Source organism: Pontibacillus sp. ABV4_188 (assembly GCF_056311905.1).
In genome coordinates this window covers 600,472-622,612 of the sequence record NZ_CM149975.1, presented here as the reverse complement: position 1 = coordinate 622,612, position 22,141 = coordinate 600,472, and the positions used below count along the sequence as shown (strand labels likewise).

22 protein-coding genes are annotated in these 22,141 nt (G+C 41.5%); 14 read left to right on the top strand and 8 right to left on the bottom strand.

The features are described from left to right. Positions 1-97: 97 nt before the first annotated feature. On the top strand, positions 98-322 hold the full coding sequence (locus ACYX4O_RS03180) for a hypothetical protein (protein ID WP_476354533.1): 225 nt from the start codon (positions 98-100) through the stop codon (positions 320-322). A 124-nt stretch (positions 323-446) separates the two neighbouring features. On the opposite strand, the gene mutY is transcribed toward ACYX4O_RS03180, so the two are convergent. Then, positions 447-1,499: an A/G-specific adenine glycosylase gene (gene mutY, locus ACYX4O_RS03175; RefSeq protein ID WP_476356999.1), complete on the bottom strand. Its 1,053-nt coding sequence runs from the start codon at positions 1,497-1,499 to the stop codon at positions 447-449. A 92-nt stretch (positions 1,500-1,591) separates the two neighbouring features. Here mutY and ACYX4O_RS03170 point away from each other — a divergent pair, with 92 nt between their 5' ends. After that, positions 1,592-2,572 carry a metal-dependent hydrolase gene (locus ACYX4O_RS03170; RefSeq protein ID WP_476354531.1) on the top strand — a complete coding sequence of 327 codons (981 nt, stop codon included), beginning with the start codon at positions 1,592-1,594 and terminating at the stop codon, positions 2,570-2,572. Between the two features lie 79 nt (positions 2,573-2,651). Here the strand turns inward: ACYX4O_RS03170 and ACYX4O_RS03165 are convergent, their stop codons facing one another. Beyond that, positions 2,652-2,918, bottom strand: coding sequence for a YfhJ family protein (locus ACYX4O_RS03165; RefSeq protein ID WP_476354529.1), 267 nt, complete (start codon positions 2,916-2,918; stop codon positions 2,652-2,654). 139 nt (positions 2,919-3,057) lie between these two features. Between ACYX4O_RS03165 and sspK the strand changes: the two genes are divergently transcribed. Together sspK and ACYX4O_RS03155 are read left to right on the top strand one after the other, a co-directional pair. Next, complete coding sequence (gene sspK, locus ACYX4O_RS03160; RefSeq protein WP_036787409.1) at positions 3,058-3,216, top strand: small acid-soluble spore protein K; 159 nt, start codon at positions 3,058-3,060, stop codon at positions 3,214-3,216. A gap of 12 nt (positions 3,217-3,228) precedes the next feature. Beyond that, positions 3,229-3,402 (top strand): YpzG family protein, encoded by a 174-nt coding sequence (locus tag ACYX4O_RS03155; protein ID WP_345242969.1) that lies wholly within the window; start codon positions 3,229-3,231, stop codon positions 3,400-3,402. A gap of 203 nt (positions 3,403-3,605) precedes the next feature. Here ACYX4O_RS03155 and ACYX4O_RS03150 read toward each other — a convergent pair whose 3' ends face one another. The 3 genes from ACYX4O_RS03150 to glcT form a co-directional block, all read right to left on the bottom strand. After that, the gene (locus ACYX4O_RS03150; RefSeq protein ID WP_476354526.1) at positions 3,606-3,872 is read right to left on the bottom strand and encodes a phosphocarrier protein HPr; all 267 of its coding nucleotides are present in this window, start codon (positions 3,870-3,872) and stop codon (positions 3,606-3,608) included. A gap of 18 nt (positions 3,873-3,890) precedes the next feature. Then, entirely contained in the window at positions 3,891-5,918 is a 2,028-nt protein-coding gene (ptsG, locus tag ACYX4O_RS03145; protein ID WP_476354524.1) for a glucose-specific PTS transporter subunit IIBC, read from the bottom strand. Between the two features lie 195 nt (positions 5,919-6,113). Continuing rightward, positions 6,114-6,953: a glucose PTS transporter transcription antiterminator GlcT gene (glcT, locus tag ACYX4O_RS03140; RefSeq protein ID WP_476356997.1), complete on the bottom strand. Its 840-nt coding sequence runs from the start codon at positions 6,951-6,953 to the stop codon at positions 6,114-6,116. 157 nt (positions 6,954-7,110) lie between these two features. Between glcT and ACYX4O_RS03135 the strand changes: the two genes are divergently transcribed. Beyond that, positions 7,111-7,908, top strand: coding sequence for an HAD family hydrolase (locus ACYX4O_RS03135; RefSeq protein ID WP_476354522.1), 798 nt, complete (start codon positions 7,111-7,113; stop codon positions 7,906-7,908). Between the two features lie 56 nt (positions 7,909-7,964). Here ACYX4O_RS03135 and ACYX4O_RS03130 read toward each other — a convergent pair whose 3' ends face one another. Further along, positions 7,965-8,315, bottom strand: a complete 351-nt coding sequence (locus ACYX4O_RS03130; protein ID WP_476354520.1) for a YfhH family protein — start codon at positions 8,313-8,315, stop codon at positions 7,965-7,967. 82 nt (positions 8,316-8,397) lie between these two features. Between ACYX4O_RS03130 and ACYX4O_RS03125 the strand changes: the two genes are divergently transcribed. Beyond that, positions 8,398-9,057, top strand: coding sequence for an SDR family NAD(P)-dependent oxidoreductase (locus ACYX4O_RS03125; protein WP_476354518.1), 660 nt, complete (start codon positions 8,398-8,400; stop codon positions 9,055-9,057). Positions 9,058-9,326: 269 nt separating this feature from the next. On the opposite strand, the gene recX is transcribed toward ACYX4O_RS03125, so the two are convergent. Continuing rightward, positions 9,327-10,142 (bottom strand): recombination regulator RecX, encoded by an 816-nt coding sequence (recX, locus tag ACYX4O_RS03120; RefSeq protein WP_476354516.1) that lies wholly within the window; start codon positions 10,140-10,142, stop codon positions 9,327-9,329. 119 nt (positions 10,143-10,261) lie between these two features. On the opposite strand from recX, the gene ACYX4O_RS03115 reads away from it, so the two are divergent. The 8 genes from ACYX4O_RS03115 to ACYX4O_RS03080 all read left to right on the top strand — a co-directional run bounded on the left by ACYX4O_RS03115 (position 10,262) and on the right by ACYX4O_RS03080 (position 19,948). Continuing rightward, positions 10,262-11,167, top strand: a complete 906-nt coding sequence (locus tag ACYX4O_RS03115; RefSeq protein WP_476354514.1) for a TIGR01777 family oxidoreductase — start codon at positions 10,262-10,264, stop codon at positions 11,165-11,167. 21 nt (positions 11,168-11,188) lie between these two features. Next, on the top strand, positions 11,189-12,301 hold the full coding sequence (locus tag ACYX4O_RS03110; RefSeq protein ID WP_476354512.1) for an amidohydrolase: 1,113 nt from the start codon (positions 11,189-11,191) through the stop codon (positions 12,299-12,301). Positions 12,302-12,734: 433 nt separating this feature from the next. Next, positions 12,735-14,153: an MBL fold metallo-hydrolase gene (locus ACYX4O_RS03105; RefSeq protein ID WP_476354510.1), complete on the top strand. Its 1,419-nt coding sequence runs from the start codon at positions 12,735-12,737 to the stop codon at positions 14,151-14,153. A gap of 212 nt (positions 14,154-14,365) precedes the next feature. Continuing rightward, positions 14,366-15,163, top strand: coding sequence for a DUF4397 domain-containing protein (locus ACYX4O_RS03100; RefSeq protein ID WP_476354508.1), 798 nt, complete (start codon positions 14,366-14,368; stop codon positions 15,161-15,163). A 1-nt stretch (position 15,164) separates the two neighbouring features. Continuing rightward, entirely contained in the window at positions 15,165-15,806 is a 642-nt protein-coding gene (locus tag ACYX4O_RS03095) for a class F sortase (RefSeq protein ID WP_476354506.1), read from the top strand. Positions 15,807-16,140: 334 nt separating this feature from the next. After that, on the top strand, positions 16,141-16,692 hold the full coding sequence (locus ACYX4O_RS03090; protein ID WP_476354504.1) for a GNAT family N-acetyltransferase: 552 nt from the start codon (positions 16,141-16,143) through the stop codon (positions 16,690-16,692). A gap of 104 nt (positions 16,693-16,796) precedes the next feature. After that, positions 16,797-16,919 (top strand): YfhE family protein, encoded by a 123-nt coding sequence (locus ACYX4O_RS03085; protein ID WP_156969235.1) that lies wholly within the window; start codon positions 16,797-16,799, stop codon positions 16,917-16,919. A gap of 698 nt (positions 16,920-17,617) precedes the next feature. After that, a complete protein-coding gene (locus tag ACYX4O_RS03080) occupies positions 17,618-19,948 on the top strand; it encodes a sensor domain-containing phosphodiesterase (RefSeq protein WP_476356995.1) in 2,331 nt (776 codons plus the stop codon). A gap of 102 nt (positions 19,949-20,050) precedes the next feature. Here ACYX4O_RS03080 and ACYX4O_RS03075 read toward each other — a convergent pair whose 3' ends face one another. Then, positions 20,051-21,976 (bottom strand): hypothetical protein, encoded by a 1,926-nt coding sequence (locus tag ACYX4O_RS03075; protein ID WP_476354502.1) that lies wholly within the window; start codon positions 21,974-21,976, stop codon positions 20,051-20,053. Positions 21,977-22,141: the final 165 nt, after the last annotated feature.

Sequence of the window (22,141 nt, the reverse complement as noted above, 5' to 3'; positions counted from 1 at the left end):
AAGAATTTTTATTCCATTAAAATCCATTTATCACAACACCCTATCGGTATAGGTGACGTTTCAAATGTCCATCCTATATATATGGGAGGGATCAACAATGTATATCGGTCGAGACATGACTGAACTTACTATGACGAAGAAAGACGATTGGCGTGAAGACGAGCTCGTTTATTTTCAACATGCTCTGAGTCAGATGGTTCCCTACCTCAACTCTGAAGGAACCACCATCTTAAGAGAAATTAATCAAGAAATCCAAAACCGAGGCGGCTTCCAAAGAAAAGAAGCCACGTGGACATCTGGAACAAAACCAATCGTTGACTAATACAAAATACAAAAGCGAAAGCGCCCGTTTAGCAACGTACAGACTGGACTGAACCGGCGTGAGATCAAGGAAACATTAAGTTTAAAGGTAAAAAAACTGCCCCACTAGAGGGGCAGTTCTCTTACTATAGATGCTTATGGACTTTTTGGTGGGAAACCGGAAACGGTAACTCCTCTAGTTCCTCTTTTGTAGCAAAACGAGCTTCTTTAGATTCCAGCTCTCCGGTTGCTGTAGCAGTAACCACTTCCATATCCCAGATAACGTGGGAGAAGGTGTGTTTGATTTGATCTACGGTGTTCATGAGATCAATTTCCAAACCGTAATGGTCTTTTACCCAATCGACAACTTTTTCTCGGTCTACTTGTTGCATTGGTACCATAGGAAACTGCCATAGATTAGCGAGGAGTCCGTTATCAGGACGTTTTTCAACTACATATCGTCCTTCTTGATCTTTTAGAACCAGCGTCATATAAGGAAGACGTTTCTGTTTCTTTTTAGAAGACTTAATAGGTAACTCTGTTTCTTTCCCTTCATGGAAAGCTCGGCAGTGGGAGCGAACCGGACACAAAAGACAGGACGGACTCTTAGGTGTACACACAAGAGCGCCAAGCTCCATTAAACCTTGATTGAAAGAAGATGGGTCTTCTTTAGATATTAGCTCTCGTATAAGTGATTCAAAGATCTTCCTCGTTGCTGGTTTAGCAATATCTTCTTCAATCATGAGGATGCGTGACAATACGCGCATGACATTTCCATCTACAGCTGGAGAAGGGAGATCATACGCGATACTTAAAATCGCACCACGCGTGTAAGGTCCAACTCCTTTTAAGGAACCAAGTTCTTTTTCATTATTTGGCACCTTGCCTTCGTAGGATTCTACTACCTCACGGACGGCTGTTTGTAAATTGCGTGCACGGGAATAGTAACCTAAGCCCTCCCACGCTTTTAAAACTTCTTGCTCTTCAGCATAAGCAAGGGCTTCTGGAGTCGGGAACTTCTCTAAAAAGTGTTGAAAGTATGGAATTACCGTATCAACCCTTGTTTGTTGAAGCATAATTTCAGATACCCACACGCGATAAGGGTCCTGATTCTCACGCCAAGGGAGTATACGTTGTTCAGCTCGGAACCACTCGATTAAATCATGGCGAAAGGCTTCTATATCAAAGCCTTCGAGCATATTGTAAGTTGGTTCATTTTTCACAATTGTTCACCCTTTTGTTACAATAAAATTATCTAAAAAAACGAAGAGAGTCTACAAGGAGGCTTAAGATGGACACTGGTACCCATGTTGTTATGGGGGTTGCTTTAGGAGGACTAGCTACTCTAGACCCTGCTGTTCAAAGCGATCCAGCCTTATTCAATGCAGTTTTCATTGGGGTAATGGCTGGTTCTCAAGCTCCCGACCTCGATACCGTTAACAAACTTCGTAATAACGCCGTCTATATTCGTCACCATCGGGGAATTACCCATTCGATGCCAGCTGTTGCTTTATGGGGGATTTCAATCTCAGGATTGATTTATGCATTCTTCCCTCAGGTGGATTTCCTTCATTTATGGTTATGGACTTTCTTCGCCGTAATTCTGCATGTATTTGTCGATGTATTCAATGCATACGGCACTCAAGCATACAGACCATTTTCAAATAGATGGGTTGCCTACGGGATTATTAACACGTTTGATCCGTACATTTTCGGACTTCATATTATTGGCATCATCGCCTGGGCGCTTGGTGCTAATCCTGGAATAACCTTTCTGATCGTCTGGTTTGTACTCGTCCTTTATTATCTTAAACGATATTTCACTAAACGTGAAATGGTAAATAAAATCAAGAACCATTATGATCATGTTGAGCAAATCGTAACGTCTCCTACCATTCGATATAATAAGTGGCGACTAGCTATAACAACGATGGATAAGTTTTATGTTGGTCGTGCTGATAACGGAGAGATTGAAATCCTAGATGAATTTAAGCGTAAACCACTTCCGGATTTACCAGTCATGCAAAGGGCCATTGAAGATGAAAACATGGATGCCTTCCTTTCCTTCTCCCCAGTATATCGGTGGGAGATTGACGAATACGATGATTATACAGAGGTACGTTTAATCGACTTACGTTATCGGTCGAATGAACGCTATCCATTCGTGGCTGTCGTGACATTAGATGACGATCTAAACATTTTATCATCTTATACTGGATGGATTTTCTCAGAAGAAAAGCTGCAGAAGAAGTTAGATATCTTACCGACATGAAAGGATGAAAAAGACACGGAATAGCTATTCCGTGTCTTTTTTTACGTCTTTGTAAACACCGTATGTTCTCTATCCATCATTAATGCAGCTGTTGATCATCATTAAATAAGTGCTTGTATCGTGGGTTTTGACTCATAAAGTCATGAAGACGAGAACCATAGCTGTTAATCCATTGCATAACAATCTGTTCAGTCATCTGTTTCCCTTCATAATCACGACCGGCTTTAGCTCTTGTTGTTTCGAAATCTTCCCACAAGTACTCTACCCAGATCCGCGCTTGGTACATGCTTAGCTTATCATTTTCTTCGCAAAGACGATTCGCTAATCGCTCAAAAATATCTTCCATGGTATTCACCTCTTTTACTTCCAACAATCTGTCCTTCATTGTATCACATAGCTTAGGATTAGATGCACATACTATGCTTACACCACTTCAAAGAACTTGTTCTTTGAAAGGTGTAAGAGATGACTCAGGAGGGATTAGAATGGTAAGAAATAAAACCGTAGGATTTCCTGAGAAAAAGCCAAATGGTGAAGCACGCGCAAAGTCCGAATACGGAGCCAAACGTGCAAACGGCACCATTAACACGCGCCCACAAGAACGAGCGCGCAAATCTTCCCAACGCGATCACACAAATTTCTAGGAGGGACCTGTCGTGGCCAATAAATCAGAGAAACGTGAAGATAAACGTTTTTTCAAGAATTTATACAGTGACCCTTTCCAATCTCCGCGAGCTAGTGCGAAACATGCTTTCGGTCAAGTAAACGGAGAGACCCAACAATCTCAATCCGAAATCATCACTCAAGTCCAGATGCGAAAACGTAGCTAAATCTGGTCAAGCACCTAACCCTCTAACACTTTAAAAGGATATAGGGTGCCAGACACCCTGCTTCACTTTACAGTAATAAAGGGTAGTTGTTAAAGAAGACGAGCCTATATCGGCTCGTCTTTCTTATGTAAGGATAAGCTTTAATTTCTTCTTTATGCATAAGAAAAACCAGCATCGTTAGGATGCTGGTTTTCGTTAGGTTATTATTCACCTAGTTCTTGGTTTTTAACAACGTCGATGATTGCGTTAAGTGCAGCATCTTCGTCGCTACCTTCAGCTTTGAATGTTACTTCTGCGCCTGAAGGAATTCCTAGAGACATGATACCCATGATTGATTTAAGGTTTACGCTTTTACCGTTATATTCAAGGTTAACGTCTGCTTCGTATTTACCTGCTTCTTGTACAAGTACTGTTGCCGGGCGTGCGTGCACACCGTCTTTTGCTGTAATTTTAACTGTTTGTTCTGCCATGAAAAATCTCTCCTTTTATTAAATTGAAATAATATCCTTTTGTCCTTGTGAGACAGTGCCCTCTGCATTGATCTTCACAGTTTGTCCTTCTCCAAGGTTTGTAAACACAATTGGAGTGACAATGGATGGTACTTTATCTTGAACAGAAGCAATATCAACTTTCAATAAAGTCTGACCTTGCTTGATCTCATCACCTTCTGAAACGAATGCTTCGAAACCTTCACCTTTAAGGGTAACCGTATCGATTCCGAAGTGGATCAGTACTTCTGTTCCATCTTCAGCTTGTAAACCAAGAGCATGTTTCGTCGGGAAGACATTTAGTACTTTACCGTTGATCGGTGAAACGATCTCACCATCAGATGGAAGAATTGCAAAGCCGTCCCCCATCATTTTACCTGAAAATACTTCATCTGGCACGTCTGAAATCGGCATAATTTCACCTTTTAGGGGACTAACAAAGCTAAATTCCCCTGCTGGAGTATCACAAGATTCATCTGTAGCAGGTTCCTCAGGCTTTGCTTCCGATTTACGAGGTACTTTTCCATCAATAATATCTTGAATTTGTCCTCTTATTGAATCAGAAGCCGGACCATAAATAGCTTGAATATTATTACCAACTTCCATTACACCTGATGCGCCATTTTTTTTCAAGCGATCTTTATCAACTTTCCCTTTATCTTCAACAGATACTCGTAAACGAGTGATACAAGCATCTAAATATGTGATATTATCTTCTCCACCTAAAGCTTCTAGAATATTGTAAGGTTTTTCACTTACTTCAATTTCATCTCCGTCATCTTCAGAGTCATCTTCACGCCCTGGTGTAGCCAGGTTGAATTTCAGAATAGCAAAGCGGAAACCGAAGTAGTAAATAACCGCAAATAATGCCCCTACCGGTAGCACAAGCCACCACTCGGTTTTATTTTGAAGAACCCCAAATAGTAAGAAGTCAATTAAACCACCAGAGAACGTCATTCCGATCTTAACTTGCAAGATTTCCATTACCATAAATGACAAACCAGCGAAGACCGCGTGTACGGCAAATAATAATGGTGCCACAAATAGGAATGAAAATTCAAGCGGTTCTGTAATACCTGTTAAGAAAGAAGTTAAAGCTGCAGAGGCCATAATTCCTCCAACCACTGCTTTACGTTCAGGCTTTGCTGTATGATAAATAGCTAATGCTGCTGCAGGAAGACCGAACATCATGAACGGGAACTTACCTGTCATAAAGGTACCAGCTGTTAATTCTACATTATCTTTTAGTTGTGCAAAGAAGATTGAGTAATCCCCACGAACAATTTCTCCAGCTTGATTTGTATACGTTCCAAATTCAAACCAGAACGGTGCATAGAAAATGTGATGAAGTCCAAATGGAATAAGAGAGCGTTCAATAACACCAAACACAAAGGCGGCAAGAACTTTATTTTGCTCTAACATTACATGAGAAAATGCGTTTAAACCATCTTGAACAAATGGCCATACCCACGTCATAGCCAGACCTACAAATAATGCTGTAAACGCTGTAGCAATCGGAACGAATCGCTTACCTGCGAAGAAGCCTAAATACTGTGGCAACTCGATGTTAAAGAACCTCTTATACAACAAGGCGGCAACAATACCCATTATAATACCGCCAAACACACCCGTTTGTAGCGTCGGGATCCCTAGTACTTCGGAATAGGCGGCACTATCTTCTGCCATTTTAGGAGTAACGTTTTTTAAGACTCCCATTGTGACATTCATAATCAAATAACCGATGATTGCTGCAAGTCCTGCAGCTCCTTCACCACCAGCCAAACCAATTGCAACCCCTACCGCAAACAGTAAGGCCAAGTTAGCAAACACAATGCCACCAGCTTCAGCCATAACCTGACCGATCAGCTGTATCCAATCTGCACGGAATGCCGGGACCTTTTGTAAGAAGGTCTCATTCTGGAACGTCGTACCAAAACCTAACAGCAAACCAGCTGCAGGTAACAGAGCAACCGGAAGCATCAGAGCTTTACCGACCTTCTGCAATGTACCAAAAGCTTGTTTAAACATTTTCTTTTCCTCCCTCATGTTGGTTATCAAAAGCTGTAAGCCCATTCACAAACGCTTTCATTTAAAGCATTAAAAAAGGCATGAGTAAAAAAAGACTCACAAATCCTCATAAAGGTACACGTTACCCTTAGTATGATTTGTATTGTCTTTCCTTACTCATGCCTGATCGTGTCAGTAACACGTAAAGAATAACATTTATGATGATTGCAAACGCTGTAAATGAATCGTTAAATAAACAATTTCAGCATCGTCAATAGGCTGTTTTAGCTTTTGTTGCATAATCTTAATCAACTTCCAAGCTAAATTATAGCATACGGGATACTCATTTTTCAATAAATTATCGAGTTTGGTTCTTTCTCCTACTTCTTCACCTTTGTAAACCCGGTCAATTGCACGTCTTAAGTGTTGAACAAGTCGGTGAAAATCAATGCTCTGACGATCCAGGTCAATCGAAAGCTCTTGTTCAATCAGTTGCGTCAATTGCCTGATTAATTCTGAGTCGCGACTAATTTGAGAGATTTCTTTATCTGTGATGGCACTGTGTATATGCATCGCAATAAAGCCAACTTCTCCTACTGGGAACTTAAAGCCAAGCCGACCTTCAATCATATCAACAACTTCTAGAGCCACTTCATGTTCTTTAGGATACAAAGTTTGTACCTCAATTAAAAAAGGATTGTTAAATTCTAATCCTTCCTTCATACGTTTAATCGCGAATGATAAGTGATCGGTTAATGCAATATGAATATGCTCATTTAAGGTACTGTCCATCCGCTTTTCAATATGTGATAAGAGATCATCCATAAATCCTATAAACTCTTCCCCGACATAAGGCAAGAGTTGTTTATAGTTTTCTTGCATCACCTTATCTTCTAATAAAAACGTCTTCTCTACTTCACTCACATCGAGAGCCTCTCCATTTTTCTTGCCAAACCCGATCCCTTTTCCAATCAAGATGACTTCTTCATGGACAGGATGGATCGCTATGACTACATTATTGTTGAGGACTCTCTTGACCCTGGCTGAAGCAGGCATCCACTCACCCCATTTCCACTCTTTTAACCAGTTATGTCTCTTTATCTTTATCATAACAGTCTTTACTATTTGTATAAAAACGCTTGCAAATTATAAAATAATTCTATGGTAAAATCAATCTTTGACCCTAATCCATATAATAGAAGGTGTGTTACATATGATAAAAATGCTTGTTCTTGATTTAGATGGAACGATTTTAAACTTCGAGAAAGAAGTGAGTCCCCGTGATATCGAAGCGATTAAAACAATAATGGATCACGGCGTTCAATTAACGATTGCTACAGGCCGTCTCGATCACGAGATAGAAGCTGTTCTAGAGATGATGGAGCTAAAAGGTAAAGCCAATCGCATTAGTCAAAATGGTGCTTTTGGTTACGACAAAGAAGGTGTCCACATCCACAGTCATATATTTGATCCAACCCATGTCAAAGAGATTTTCCAAGCAGCCGTGCATGACGAGCTAATCACTACGGTGTCTACAGAGAAAGATGTTTATGTTAAGGAAGAAAGCGAAGGCCTTGAGGCAATGAAAAAGCGAATGTTTCGTCCTGTCATTGTCGATGCTAACTTAGCTGACAAACTCGGAACAAACGTTAAACCATCCAAGATTTCTCTTCACGGAGCAAACATTACACTCAAACAAATGCAGCAAAGAATTGAAGAACAGTTCGATCATCTGCTCGACACCTTTATATCGGACCCTGCATGTCTTGACTTAATGCCAAAAGACATCAGCAAAGGGGCTGGAATTAAGCACCTGCTCGAATCATTTGAAATACAGCCAGAAGAGATAGCATGCGTCGGAGACTCCTTTAATGATTTATCCATGTTCAACTTAACCGAGCATAGTTATGCGATGTCTCAAGCTGAACAAGCTGTAAAAGAACAAGCAAGCCATGTTGTTCCTTCTGTAGCTAAAGCGATTGAGTCCATGTTTGATCAAAAATTAGTCTAAATCAAGGTGAAAGAAAAGTCCCGCACAAGGTTGGCATTCCTTATGCGGGACTTCTACTATGATTTAACCTTCTTTCCAAACATTGAAATAGGCATCGCTTCTTGCTCCTCAGAACCTTGAACTTCTAATCGCTCACCTTGTGGATTCAGGCGATACCCCCAAGCGAAAACCCCGTTCATGTATACAATCTCAAAGAATATCCCCGGGTCTCCCTCTATCTCATAAATCTCCCCAACCTGATACTCAGCTGGGTTCATCATATATGATTTTGCCATAATAATTTTTCGCTGATGGACCGCATATTCATTTACCATTCCCATTTGCTCAGCTTTTCTTGCTTGTTCAGTAAGCTCAGCTACACGGTTTCGTAGCTCTTCAATTGTCATATCGCTAAAACGTTTCTCCATGTTGACACCCCTTTCATTTACATTTTAGCAACGATTGGACACAATAGAAACTAGATTCTATTTAAAGAAAGGGAGTCATCACATGAGTTACATAGCAATAACAGGAGCTGGCACAGGTTTAGGAGCAGCTTTTGCCAAACAGTACGCTGCCAATGATCATACGGTTTATTTACTTGGAAGAACAGAAGATAAGCTACTCTCCGTAAAGCGAGAAATTGAAGAACAAGGAGGAGTCGCAAGCGTTGTTGTGTGCGATGTAACAGATCCGTCTTCAGTCGAAGAGGCGATGACACAAATGCCGAAGTTAGACGTTTTAATTAACAACGCAGGGCTTGGTATTTTTGGACCAGTACAAGAATTAACCCCCTCAGACATCAATCAAATGCTTAATACAAATGTAAAAGGAACCATTTATATGACTCAGTCTGCTCTACCTCGTTTAACCGAATCAGGGGGCAGAATTCTGAACATCATCTCCACTGCTGGTCTTAGAGGAAAAGTAAACGAAGCCGTTTATTGCGCAAGCAAGTTCGCACAACGAGGTTTCACAGAGAGTTTACAAAAAGAACTCGAAAACACCTCTGTTTCAGTAACAGCTGTTTACATGGGCGGCATGAACACCCCATTTTGGGATGGCAGTGAGCATGTGAGTAACCCATCAAAACTCAAAGACCCATCCACAGTAGCGCAAATCATCTTTGACCAGGATGATGGTCGTCAAGAAATTAAAGTAGATCAATAACATACAAAAGTGGAAGCGCCCGTTTAGCAACGTATAGACTGGACTGAACCACTGTGAGATCAAGGAATCACAATGAGCCACAGGCGAATTGATGATGACTGATCGACCAGGGGTGAGGGAAGTCTACTAGTTGCTGGGCGCTGGAACTGGATGCATACAAAAGTGGAAGCGCCCGTTTAGCAACGTATAGACTGGACTGAACCACTGTGAGATCAAGGAATCACAAAAAAAAGAGCTGTCACCCGTTCTCACAAGTGGCAGCTCTCTCTTTATTCTTCCGTCACATATTCTTCTAGGAATTGTTCAATCAATTCAAAAGGGAACCCTTTACGGTATAAAGCTCCTTTAATTTTATGCTTCAGCTCATATCCCTCTGCCTTTGAAGCGTATTTCCGAAGTGCTTTCTCTCCCTGGTGAACAACCGCTTCCCATTCCGCATTGTTATCTTTTTCCTCGTTCACATCTTCCATCGCCGCTTTAATAACGTCCTGAGGAAAGCCCTTTTGCATAAGCGTTTGTTGGACTTTTTGAATCTGCTGCTTGAACGATTTCTTTCCATCTAAACGAAGCTTCTTCTCTACCCATTTGCTCGCTTTTTCCACTTGATCTTCATAAGGGTAGTGTTGAAGCGCATCTTCAGCTTCGTTTGCCGAGAGACCTTTTTCAATCAGCTCTTTCTTTACAAGCATCGGACCTTTACTAGATGTATGAAGCCGCGTTCGAACGAGAGCGACCGCAAATTCTTGATCATTGAGGAGCCCCTCTTTTACCAAGCGGTCTACCACATAATCAATCTTGTCCTCATCGTATTCTTTCTCCCTCATATACGTCCTCATCTCTTTCACCGAGCGCATCCGGTAGCTTAAGTAGTTGAGAGCCAGGGAATACGCTTTATGATAGCCGTCTTTCTCAACAAGAACTTCAATCGTCGGCTCATCAATCTCTTTCCCTTTACGGAGCATATATTCAATGAGTATTTCTTCGTCAACGCTAAAGGCGTAGGCTTCCCCTTCGCCTCGATCAAGGAAAATGTTATAGCGCTGCGTATTTTTCTTTTGCGTAGTTATTTTAGTGATTTTTGGCAACCATATTCACCTCTGTTTCATCTTATCACGAATAGAGGCGTGACTCGTACATTCCTCTATCGCTTTTTCTAAAGAACTGATATAAACTAAAATTACCTATATTTGTAGGAGGGTTTCCAATGCGAATTGCCATTACCGGAGGAACAGGATTTGTAGGAACACACATCACGAGACATTTTGTTCACCAAGGTCATGAGGTTTACGTTTTAACAAGGAATCCAGACAAACACCCTAATACGGATCAAGTAAAATACGTAGGATGGTTAAAGGATGAATTTAAACCAGAAGAAGAACTTCCCCCATTAGACGGGATTGTGAATCTTGCAGGGGAGAATTTGAATAGCAGTCGCTGGACAGAGGAAACAAAACGAAGCATCATGAACAGTCGTATTGAAGCAACTGAAGCAGTATTAGACCTGATTAAAACGATGGAACATCCACCTGGTGTACTTGTTAACGCATCGGCAGTAGGCTTTTATGGTACATCAAGAAGCGAAACGTTTACAGAAGAGACCACTACACCAGGTGATGACTTCCTTGCAAATGTCGTAACAGAATGGGAAAAGCGGGCGGAACAAGCGACAGATTACAACGTCCGTACGGTTTACTTACGCTTTGGAGTCATACTCGGTGAAGAAGGGGCTCTCCCTAAAATGGCCCTTCCCTATAAAATGATGGCTGGAGGCCCTGTTGGTGACGGGGAACAATGGATGTCGTGGATCCACATTCAAGACATCGTTGGGATGGTCGACTTTGCTTTACACAACGAAACTGTGTCTGGCCCAATGAATGCAACGGCCCCTGAGCCAAAACGGAACAAAGAGCTTGGTCAAACAATCGGGAAGGTATTAAACCGCCCTCACTGGCTACCAGTCCCTTCTCTAGCATTAAAAGGAGCACTTGGCGAAATGAGCATTCTCCTTCTACAAGGACAATACGTATATCCACAAAAGGCGCTAGACCTAGGCTATGGATTCAAATATGCAACGCTTGAACCAGCCTTGCGCGATATCTTGTGCGATTAAAGAAAGGGAACTAGGCAACCCATGAAAACTCGTATTACAAATGTTTCGATTCACCCTATTACATCTCCTTCTATAGAACATGGAGAAGTTCTTATTGAAGACGGGAAAATTATGGCGATTGGGCAAACTGTGGACGGAAGTTCAGATGATGAGGTCATTGATGGACAAGGTCTTTACTTGTTTCCAGGCTTCATTGACGTTCATACCCACTTGGGTTTATATGATGAAGGAACAGGTTGGGCAGGCAACGATGCCAATGAAACCATTGAACCCATGACACCTCACATTCGTGCTTTAGACAGCGCACACCCACTCGATAGTGCTTTTCAAGACGCGCGACAATTCGGAATTACGGCAGCTCATATCATGCCTGGCAGCGCAAACGTAATTGGCGGTACGACTTCTGTTATTAAAACGGTAGGAAAGAATATCACGAACATGTTATTGAAAGAAACAGCCGGACTTAAACTTGCCTTAGGTGAGAATCCAAAACGCATTCACTCTCAATCACGTGATGATTCCATTACCCGCATGGGCATCATGGGAATGCTTCGGGAAACATTTATACGTGCACAGTGGTGTGAATATCCTGAAGACCCTCGTAACAAACCAATCATCCAAGCATTAAAGCGTGAAATACCTGTACGAATACACGCACATAGAGCTGATGATATTATGAGTGCGGTTCGTTTTGCTGAAGAATTTCAATTAGATCTTCGCATTGAACATTGTACAGAAGGGCACCTTATTGCAGAAGAACTAGCAGGACGTAACCTCCAAGTAGCTGTCGGCCCAACCTTTACAAGGCGCTCAAAAGTAGAGTTAAAGAATAAATCTTGGGAGACGTCTCGGGCGCTTACAGAACAAGGCATTCATGTAAGCATCACAACCGACCACCCCTACACTCCCATTCAGTACCTGAATGTATGTGCTGCCCTTGCAGCTCGCGAAGGTCTTTCTCCCCAAAAAGCACTTGAAGCAATCACCATACTTCCAGCACGTAACTTAGGTGTAGACGATCGCGTAGGTAGTATAGAGGTAGGAAAAGATGCAGACCTTGTGTTGTGGAATGGCCACCCGTTTGATTTTATGGCCAAGCCTTTATGGACGATGATTGACGGTAAAATTGTATAATCCCTCCCCTCTTTGGTCTTCAAAGGGGGAGTTTTTGTTGATTCAGTTTCTATTAATTCATGGAACCTACGCCCCATTAAATTGAAATTCATCAAACACACATATCTTAAAATAAAAGGCTTTAAAAACATACTTTTTTACCTCGGTGGGTACATACGTTACACTGGACATATCCTATTCCTTCATATTTGTTAACGTTGTGTGAAGATACAATACTCTTGAAGGAGTTTCTAGGCTTTTCTTAGAAGAAACCTAGTTAGGACAACATCTTAACAAGCAAGCATTCATTACCAAAAAACAAAACCCTTTACCCCTGAGGGTATATGTGGTACTATAAAAAATGTAGCAAGCAAGACAAAAATTTTTTAGTTATTTATATACCTCCACTGGTATAAAGATTGATATAAAAACTTATTAAAAGCGAGGGATTTTCATGTTATTAAAGTATTTTTATGATGAAAAACTAGCACAGGCTTCTTACATGGTTGGTTGCCAAGCAACTGGTGAAGCACTAGTTGTAGACCCTTCCCGTGACATTCAAGCTTATTTAGATACTGCAAAGAAAGAAAACTTAACGATCACACGCGTTACAGAAACACACATTCATGCTGACTTCGTGTCAGGTGCTAAAGAGCTAGCAACAGAAACAGGGGCAACTGCCATGCTTTCTGGAGAAGGCGGTAATGATTGGACCTACCAATTCCTAGATCAAATCAATCACGAAATTGTACGTGATGGAGATCAGTTTATGGTCGGTAACGTAAAGATTGAAGTTATGCACACTCCAGGTCACACACCTGAGTCCATCTCATTCGTTCTTTACGATCGTGGCCAAGATACGCCAATGGGTGTATTCACAGGTGACTTCGTGTTCGTTGGTGACGTTGGCCGCCCTGACCTTCTTGAAAAAGCAGGCGGTCAAAAAGACACGTCTCGCGTAGGTGCTAAACAGATGTTTGAATCTCTGAAACGCTTCAAGCAACTGCCAGACCACATGCAAGTATGGCCTGGTCACGGTGCCGGAAGTGCTTGTGGTAAAGCGCTAGGTGCGATCCCTTCAAGTACAGTTGGATATGAGAAAGTAACCAACTGGGCACTTCGCCACAACGAAGAGGAAGCATTCATTAACGAATTAATTAGTGAGCAACCAGAACCACCGAAATACTTTGCTGTTATGAAGAAAGTAAACAAAGTCGGCCCTGATCTTATTCGTGAATTAGGCGAACCTAAAAACACACTTCTTTCAGCAGATGAGCTAACAAAAGAACTTGAAAACGGAATGCAACTAATCGATACACGTCCTGCAAGTGAATTCGCTAAAGAGCACATCGCAGGAACAATCAACATTCCAAACAACAAGTCCTTTGCAAACTGGGCAGGTTGGTTAGTTGATTACGCTAAGCCTGTTTATCTAATCGCAGACGAACAGAACATCGAGGATTTAACGAAATCCCTTCGTTCAATCGGAGCTGACGATGTGGCAGGTTATATGGAAACAGCTGCAATTGCTGGCTTAAAAGGAGAAGGCATTGCAACTGAATCTTATGAAGTAGCTACACCTGATCAGCTAAAAGACAAAATTGCTAACGAAGAAGTAACCCTAATCGATGTCCGCAACGAAGGCGAATGGAATGATGGACACATTCCACAAGCTCAGCACATTATGCTTGGTTATCTTCAAGAGCGCATTGACGAAGTTCCAACCGATAAGCCAGTTGTCCTTCAATGTCAATCTGGTGGCCGCTCTGCAATGGCTACAAGTATTCTTCAAGCAAACGGCATTAAGAATGTAACAAATATGGCCGGTGGATTTGGCGCTTGGGCTAAGGAAGACCTACCACAAACGAAATAGGATTATATAAAGAGCGCCTTATTAAGGCGTTCTTTTTTTTGTATCTCTCCCCCGTCTAAACGAATATCCGGATGTGGTGCACAGAGTGAGGAGTTTAGGTCGAGCACATTGAAAAGAGTTTGAAGGTTGTTTTCATTGAATATCGGGTAATACAATGAATGTACAACAAATAAACAATTGTTGTACAAAACATTAAAAGGAGAGATTTTTAAATGAAAAAGATCTTATCAGCACTTTTTGTCACGATGCTTATTGTAGGTTCGATGGCTCCTTCTGTTTTTGCCGATAACCATAGCGATATGGCAATGGTTCGTGTCCTTCACGCTTCCCCTGATGCTCCTGAAGTTGATGTTTATGTAAATGGAGACGCAGTTGTAGAAGGTGCTTCTTTCAAAGCTTCAACTGACTACTTAGAACTACCTGCTGGTGAACATACTGTTGAAATTTACGCCGCTGGCACAAAAGGTGAGAAAGACCCTGTAATCTCTCAAAACCTAACTGTAAAAGCTGGAATGGCTTACACGGTAGCAGCGATTAATACATTAGAAAATCTCGAACTCAAAGTTGTAGAAGATTCTATGAACATAACAGAAGGAATGACAAAAGTACGCGTAGGTCATCTTTCTCCTGACGCTCCGACAGTTGATGTTGGTGTGATTGATGGAGATGCACTATTTAGTGGCGCAACATTCCCTATGGTAACAGATTACAAAGAACTTGATGCTGGCACATATGATTTAGAAATTCGTACAGAAGATGGTACACAAGTTATGGATCTTTCTGGTACAACACTTGAAGAGAACACGGTGTACAGCGTATTCGCTGTAGGTATGGCGGATAATCTTGATGTATTAATGCTTAAAGATTACACAGTAATGCCTAGCGATATGCCACAAACAGGTATGGGTGGAGCATCTACTAATTCTACAGCTTACCTACCAATTCTTGCTGGTGTTGCCGTACTAGGTGCTGGTGCTCTACTGTTATTCCGTCGTCGCACTCAAGCATAACATGAAACGCTTATCTATTCTGTTCACTCTCCTCTTGTTAACAGCATGTAACACGGAGATGTTTGACACAGCAAACGACACTCAACCACCAAAACTAGAACAAGCAACGATCCAGCCCTTATCCACTACGAGTGTCAATGCAACAAGAGACGCTTCTGACAGCCAGAAACCAACTATGCTTCAACAACCTGATCAACAAGGAATCACTCCTATTCGTATCCGAGTTCCTGCCATCAATGTTGATGCCCCGATCGTTCAGAAAGGGTTGAACGAGGAGCGAGAGATGGAGGTTCCTGATAACGGAGAAGATGTTGGTTGGTTCGAACCGGGGACCATGCCTGGGAACAGCGGTAACGCGATTCTCGCCGGCCATGTTGACGATCGAAATGGTCCAGCTGTTTTCTTTGATCTCAAAGAATTAGAGCAAGGAGATTTGATTTATGTAACGGGCCAAGATGGTGAAGAGCTCACTTTTGAAGTTAATAAAGTTAGCGCCTATCCAAAAGATGAGGCTCCGCTTCGTAAGATTTTCGGGCCATCCAATCAGAGAAATCTCAATCTCCTAACCTGTACAGGCACATTTGATCACTCCATACAAGATCACGAAGAACGCCTTGTTGTCTACACCTCACTAAAGCAATAAATAACTCAACCCAACCAGTCCTTCTTTTCTAGAAGGACTGGTTTTATTTCCATATATTTTTTGAAAAATGTGCAAAATAATGATTCCCTTTTAAGCTTGGATCGAGTACTATAAGGATAGAGATATGATGCGAAATCATAAATTATTAATAGACAATTTCGCAGGGAAGGCAAATGGTGAGCCACCAGTTACGACTGGTCCTAGTGGGTTCGATTCCCACCCCGGATTTTTGTGAGCATTTGATAAAAATTCGAGGGTGGTTCGAGACCAGGAAACCAGTGTATGGATTCCCAAGCGGTACATTTCTGCCCTCATGACCAGGAGGGTATTTTTTATGTTGAAAAAACGCGATCTGCACGAGTCCCCGCATCTTTTCGATTTGATGTCTGACCCTGAAGTTTTCCCTTATGTCCGCCACAAAGCTTATTCCTCAGATGAATACTACTTTCTTACTAAACAAACCCTCGAAGCTGAAGAACGAGGCGAATTGATTTCTAGAACCATTATCGACGAATGGAATCAACCCATTGGTACGATTAATCTGTTTGATATGAACAACAACACAGGTTTTTTGGCAACATGGCTAGGTAAACCGTTCCACGGAAAAGGATATAACCGTTTAGCTAAAGAAGCTTTCTTTGAAGAATTGTTTTTTGAATTAGATGTGCAGACCATTTTTATGAAAATTCGCAAGAGCAATCTAAGATCTCAAAAAGCTGCTTTTAAACTCCCATACTGCTCCATGGCAAACAAAAGTTATCCAGAAGTTTACGATTGGATTAATCATGAAAATGAGGTATTTGACCTCTTTGCTATATCTAAAGACCAATTTGTTTTTCATTACTACCGAACAGACGAAGGCGAAGAACAAGCGCAAGAAGCATGAAAGCAAAGCTTAAAGAGCTACTCGCATCTAATAAGACGAGTAGCTCTTTTTGTATAATTTTCCTCTTTTCCGCCTATCCTATAGCTAAAAAGGAGGCATTTCTAATGAAATCAAAAGCCCAACAAGCCAAAGAACGTCGTAGTAAATTAAGCAAGGCCCAAGAAGTGATGTACCGCAAAGAATTTAAACGAGCAAACACAGCTCTTGATCATGCAAAGAAGAGTTAATTTTTTTGAAAATTAATTCTGTTGAGAAAAGTTATCCACATAGTTGTGCACACTGTTAACAAGTTTGGAAAAACCTTTCATATCCGCACCCCCATTTGTGTATAATAAAATGTGTATAACTTTTCAGAATTTTGTGGATTGTGTGAATAACTATTGGAAAACACATGTATATAACACTTCATTTGTGGATATAACTGTGTATAACAGATTGTTCCATTTAAGCGAACTCTATCGCAATCACATGCACCGATTCCTCCCCTTTTCGTGCACATAATAAATGGAACAATTACCCTGTACGGCTACCTAACCAGTAGCCGTTTTTTTATTTTAAGGCCCTGTTAAGACGGTTGCGATGGCGTTCCGACGCTTGGCGGCCTTGTCCCGACACTTGGCGGCGGCGTTCCGACGCTTTTCGGCTTCGTCCCGACTCCCGGCGATGGCGTTCCGACGCTTTTCAGGCGTGTCCCGACACCCCACGGCGGCGTTCCGACGCTTTTCAGGCGTGTCCCGACACCCCACGACGGCGTTCCGACACCCAGCAGCGGCGTCACGACACCTGGCGGCCTTGTCCGAATTAAAGGGTGACTGGCACACTGTTTTCCTTTACTAGAGAAACGCGATAGTTATCGCTCCCTATTGTACTTTCTTTTTGGTATAATACCTTTATCTTTAAAGCATGAAGGAGGAGCTTAGTGATTATGCTACAATCTGAACCTGAACTATTTGAAGTACTTCAACTTATCTACCGTGAAATGGATAAACGCAGTGTTTCTGAAGCGATTTATTATGCTCTTGAACAAATGAATCACTTCTTTCAAAGTGATGGCGCTGTAGTATATACAACCCGTGATGGTAGCCTATCCCCAGAGTATAAAGCAATATTAAATACAGACTTATACCCCCTCCCATTGTTATCTCCTCAATGGTTGAACGAAGTAAATACCTCTAATCAATATATTAATACCACCCCACTCCCATCAGGTGTCTTAAATCCATTCAGGACCATGCCTACTACGCATCATATTGTTGTCCCATTACACTATGAGGAGCTTCATATAACAGGCGCACTTGTTATATTCTCTAACAAACCATTTAAGCATGATCGTTATGTTACATCTCTTATTACATTAATTGGAGTCATGTTAGCTCAGAAGGAACCCGTTTCTAGCGTGCATGAAGAAGGAGTGACCTATAGGACAGACCAAATCCGACGGCAACAAGCCGAATTTATGCGACTTGCTAAAGACGAACGGCTAAACTCTGTAGACTTAGTGCCTGCCATGCAAATGCTATGCGAATCTACAGCTCATACACTTGGAGCGAGTCGGACAAGCATCTGGCTCAAGGACAAAGCCAATCAAGCTTCTATTTTAGAAAATATCACCTTATACTCAACCATTACTAGATCCCATACAAAAGCCAAACCTCTACAAAAGGATGAATATCACTCCTATTTTAAAACCATTGAGAAAGAGCGGACTGTTTCAATAGATAATACAAACCTTGATAGTCGGGTTAATGAATTACAAGAACATTACTTTCATGAAAACAACATCCATGCGACTTTAGATGCACCGATTCTGTGCAACGGAAACTCAATTGGAGTCCTTTCTGTGGAGGATACGAAGCCGAGAAGATGGAGCTTTGAAGAAGAAGCGTTTGTTAGCTCAATTGCTGACCTTACCGCCTTTGTATTAGAACATATTGAACGCAAAAAAGCAGAAGATGACATACGGAAACTTGCCTACACCGACCCACTGACTCAGTTACCTAATCGAAACCAAATAGAAGACAATATAGAAAACAAAATCACCCAAGTAGATGAGCAAACCGAGAAATTCGCAACGATCTATATTGATTTAGATCAGTTCTGGAAGGTAAACGAAGCATTAGGGTATAAAGTCGGAGATCAGCTCATCCTCACCATCACAAAACGGCTAAGAAGTTTACTTGATAAAGGGGAACATCTAGGTCGCTTAAATGGAGATAGTTTTCTCATCCTTACCCGCATTTCAACAGACCAGCATTCACTGTATCGCCGCATTCAAACGCTTAAAGAAGCCTTTACTAAAGCCTTCAAGGTAAATGAACAGTCCCTATTCCTAACTTGTAGCATGGGAGTTGCTTTTTATCCCGATCACGGAGACTACTCGGGAGCACTCATTCAAAACGCCCATCGCGCAACTTTTGAAGCTAAGCAGTCCGGTCGCAATGTGTTAAAGGTTTACAAGGATTCTATGGAACACCACTCGAAGGAGCGCTTGATCTTTGAAATGAACCTCATGCAAGGTTTAGAGAAAGGTCAATTCCAGCTCTACTATCAGCCTCAAATCGACCTTTGCACCAAGAAGGTGATCGGTGTGGAGGCCCTGATCCGCTGGCACCATGACGAACACGGGCTCGTTTCACCAGCCGACTTCATTCCGCTTGCCGAGATAACAGGTCACATCGTTCCGATCGGGGAATGGGTCATTGAAGAGGCAGTACGTCAACTTAAAGAATGGAACGAGATGGGCCATGAGAACCTCACCGTCTCTGTAAATATCTCTCCTAGACAGTTTCAGCAGGGGGATCTTCCTGAGATCATCAACAGGGCCATTCAACAAGCAGGCATTTCCCCTGAGTCGCTTATCATTGAAATTACGGAGAGCCTTGCTATGGAAAATCAAGATCGCATAATGACGCAAATGGAGGCTATTCGAACGATTGGGTGCTCCATCGCTATTGATGACTTTGGATCTGGCTACTCCTCGCTCCGCTACTTGCAGCACTTTCCTATTCAATCGCTAAAGATTGATCGCAGATTCGTAGAGAACATAAGCTCGAATCAAAAAGATGCCGCAATTGCCCAAACAATGATCAACCTTGCAAAAAACCTCGATCTAACCGTTGTGGCGGAGGGCGTGGAGGATATGGAACAATTGAAAACGCTTAGGAAAATGGACTGTGATCAGGTACAGGGGTTTCTCATTTCTAAACCTTTGCCCTCAGAAGACGTTACGAATTGGTTGCATGACTATTCATTATAATCTATACAGAGATACAGACTAAAACGACCTGAGTATTTATCAGGTCGTTTTCATCTTCTATTTTACGATCTGGCATTGCTTCTTTTTGACCAATCTTATCTTTTATTCTGTGAAAAACTTCTTTACATTCTGGAAGAAAGAAGACCCATTACCATTGTTTCCCGCATTATTGCTGTTTGATTCTTGTTGAGTGTCTACTGGTTCTGTTTGAGTTGGTGTTAGCTCATGCTCTGAATTTTGTAGTGAAGGTGGGGCGGCTTGAGTAGGTTCATTTGGTGGTATTGGCTTTTTAGTTGTTTCATGTTTTACATTTGTATTAGGAAGTTGCCTTGGTGGCGAATGTTTATATATATTTTGTTGATACATATTAGCCGGTTTGTTCGGGTAAGGCTTCCTGCTCTGATTCCCTGTCGAATAGTGAGATGATTTCTTTATAGTAGGATGATTTGTCTTAAAATTACTATAAGGATTATGGGTCATCTGTGTATTCTGCGCATTTTTTACTGAATCATAAAACCAGCTATTTGCAGAACCGAATGCCGTTGAAGATTTGAGGGGATCAATTGCTTGAGACGATTCAATGTCAGATTCAGTATGGTCCTCCCCTCCCTCCCCTGCTAAAGCAGGAGCTTCCGGTTTTGCTTCCTTTTTAATACCTGAAACCATATTTACAATCTTTTCTTCTAATTGATTAACATCTTGAATTAATTTCTTGAGATTATCTATGCTGGTTCCATCCGTTTTGATTTCATTTACCTTTGAATGCAAAGCTTCCACTAATGCGGCGATATGATCCACCTTACCAACTACGAACTCATTCTTCCCTACACTTTTGACGTGGGTGTCTTTCAAGTCATTGATGTCTTCTTTTAAATCTTTCACATACGGAGGGTTAATGGTGTTTAAATCTTCTTTAGTTAGAAATTGAAGTGTACTAAGCTCAGTTTGGACTTTAGTAATCTTTTCTAACACTTCACGATCTCTCTCAGCTAACAACTGTTCCACCATCTCTTCTATAACCGGCATTAATCCATCCAAGTCTATCTCATGAGACCGGGGGGAAGGGTCTTTTTGGCTGGCAAGCTCCTCCACCCGTTTTGAGACGTCGTTCATTACTGTAGATTGTTCTTTACTATACTTATCTATGAGATTATGAAGCTGTTCAAAGGAATGAGTGTGGTTTTCCTTTATCTGTTCAATGTTCTCCCTTACACTTTCTAAATGCTGCTCATTCAGCAGACCCTCAAGATCCTTTTCTTTCACAAAATCAAGCCTTCTCACTTCTTCTATTCCATTTTGGATCGACTCGCTCAGACTTTCTTTTTGCTTCTCACCACTTTGAAGCGTTTTGAATAATTCTTTATTCTGCTTTTCCAACCACTGTTTTGATTGGCGGTTTTGATTGAGCAACTCTTTCAAAATGGATTGCGTTTCATCCCCTTTCGATGTTTGAGAAGCTGTGGTCTCTTCGATTTGATCCAAACGCTGATTTAACTGATCCAGTATATCAGTATACTCTACTTGTTTAGGCTGATTGCGTAATTGCGCTCGAATCCCTTGTAAGACTTCTTTTACATCCACATCTTCCTTCTCGAGATTCTGGGTTACTCGCTTCAGCTTAGCATGTAATTTATCTTGAGCGACTTGAACACCTTCCATTTGCTTTTGTGTATTATCCATCTGTGCACTTATACGCTTCATTTCATTTATTACTTCACCATTTACATTAGGAGGTTCTGATCCCTTTGTGTCGTCTAACTCAATATGAAGAGCGTTTAAAGCGTCTTCTAGGTCACGAATTCTCTTTGAAGTGTAAAGCTTCTCTTGTGATACGCGGTCTAGCATCTCGGTGAGCTCTTTCCTTCTATTTGAAATTCTTATTAACATATCAAGGGAGTCACTCTCTCTTTCCACTTCATTAAAAAAAGAGTCAAAATCTTGAATCAATTGATCAATAACAACAGACACACTCCCCTTATCCGCATCCGTTACACTACGTTCCATGTTTATCACCTTTTCTTCATTCACATTCTTTCTTCCATATATATTCCTCCTTTTTATTTGTGTGATGAAACAAGAAAAAGGTTACTTCCTCAAACAAGGACATGTAACCATTTTCCATTTATTCCTTTAATTTGGACACTTTCCTCATACCACCTAACTTATCTTTACATAGGATGTAGCGTACAATAC

Bases quoted from the DNA above. Each gene is read 5' to 3' on its own strand.
- ACYX4O_RS03130 (WP_476354520.1), bottom strand. From the start codon at position 8,315: ATGGAGAAACGTTTTAGCGATATGACAATTGAAGAGCTACGAAACCGT.
- ptsG (WP_476354524.1), bottom strand. From the start codon at position 5,918: ATGTTTAAACAAGCTTTTGGTACATTGCAGAAGGTCGGTAAAGCTCTG.
- ACYX4O_RS03090 (WP_476354504.1), top strand. From the start codon at position 16,141: ATGTTGAAAAAACGCGATCTGCACGAGTCCCCGCATCTTTTCGATTTG.
- ACYX4O_RS03135 (WP_476354522.1), top strand. From the start codon at position 7,111: ATGATAAAAATGCTTGTTCTTGATTTAGATGGAACGATTTTAAACTTC.
- ACYX4O_RS03085 (WP_156969235.1), top strand. From the start codon at position 16,797: ATGAAATCAAAAGCCCAACAAGCCAAAGAACGTCGTAGTAAATTAAGC.
- ACYX4O_RS03125 (WP_476354518.1), top strand. From the start codon at position 8,398: ATGAGTTACATAGCAATAACAGGAGCTGGCACAGGTTTAGGAGCAGCT.
- glcT (WP_476356997.1), bottom strand. From the start codon at position 6,953: ATGCCTGCTTCAGCCAGGGTCAAGAGAGTCCTCAACAATAATGTAGTC.
- ACYX4O_RS03110 (WP_476354512.1), top strand. From the start codon at position 11,189: ATGAAAACTCGTATTACAAATGTTTCGATTCACCCTATTACATCTCCT.
- ACYX4O_RS03150 (WP_476354526.1), bottom strand. From the start codon at position 3,872: ATGGCAGAACAAACAGTTAAAATTACAGCAAAAGACGGTGTGCACGCA.
- ACYX4O_RS03165 (WP_476354529.1), bottom strand. From the start codon at position 2,918: ATGGAAGATATTTTTGAGCGATTAGCGAATCGTCTTTGCGAAGAAAAT.
- ACYX4O_RS03180 (WP_476354533.1), top strand. From the start codon at position 98: ATGTATATCGGTCGAGACATGACTGAACTTACTATGACGAAGAAAGAC.
- ACYX4O_RS03080 (WP_476356995.1), top strand. From the start codon at position 17,618: ATGCTACAATCTGAACCTGAACTATTTGAAGTACTTCAACTTATCTAC.
- ACYX4O_RS03105 (WP_476354510.1), top strand. From the start codon at position 12,735: ATGTTATTAAAGTATTTTTATGATGAAAAACTAGCACAGGCTTCTTAC.
- ACYX4O_RS03095 (WP_476354506.1), top strand. From the start codon at position 15,165: ATGAAACGCTTATCTATTCTGTTCACTCTCCTCTTGTTAACAGCATGT.
- ACYX4O_RS03100 (WP_476354508.1), top strand. From the start codon at position 14,366: ATGAAAAAGATCTTATCAGCACTTTTTGTCACGATGCTTATTGTAGGT.
- ACYX4O_RS03115 (WP_476354514.1), top strand. From the start codon at position 10,262: ATGCGAATTGCCATTACCGGAGGAACAGGATTTGTAGGAACACACATC.
- mutY (WP_476356999.1), bottom strand. From the start codon at position 1,499: ATGCTCGAAGGCTTTGATATAGAAGCCTTTCGCCATGATTTAATCGAG.
- ACYX4O_RS03170 (WP_476354531.1), top strand. From the start codon at position 1,592: ATGGACACTGGTACCCATGTTGTTATGGGGGTTGCTTTAGGAGGACTA.
- sspK (WP_036787409.1), top strand. From the start codon at position 3,058: ATGGTAAGAAATAAAACCGTAGGATTTCCTGAGAAAAAGCCAAATGGT.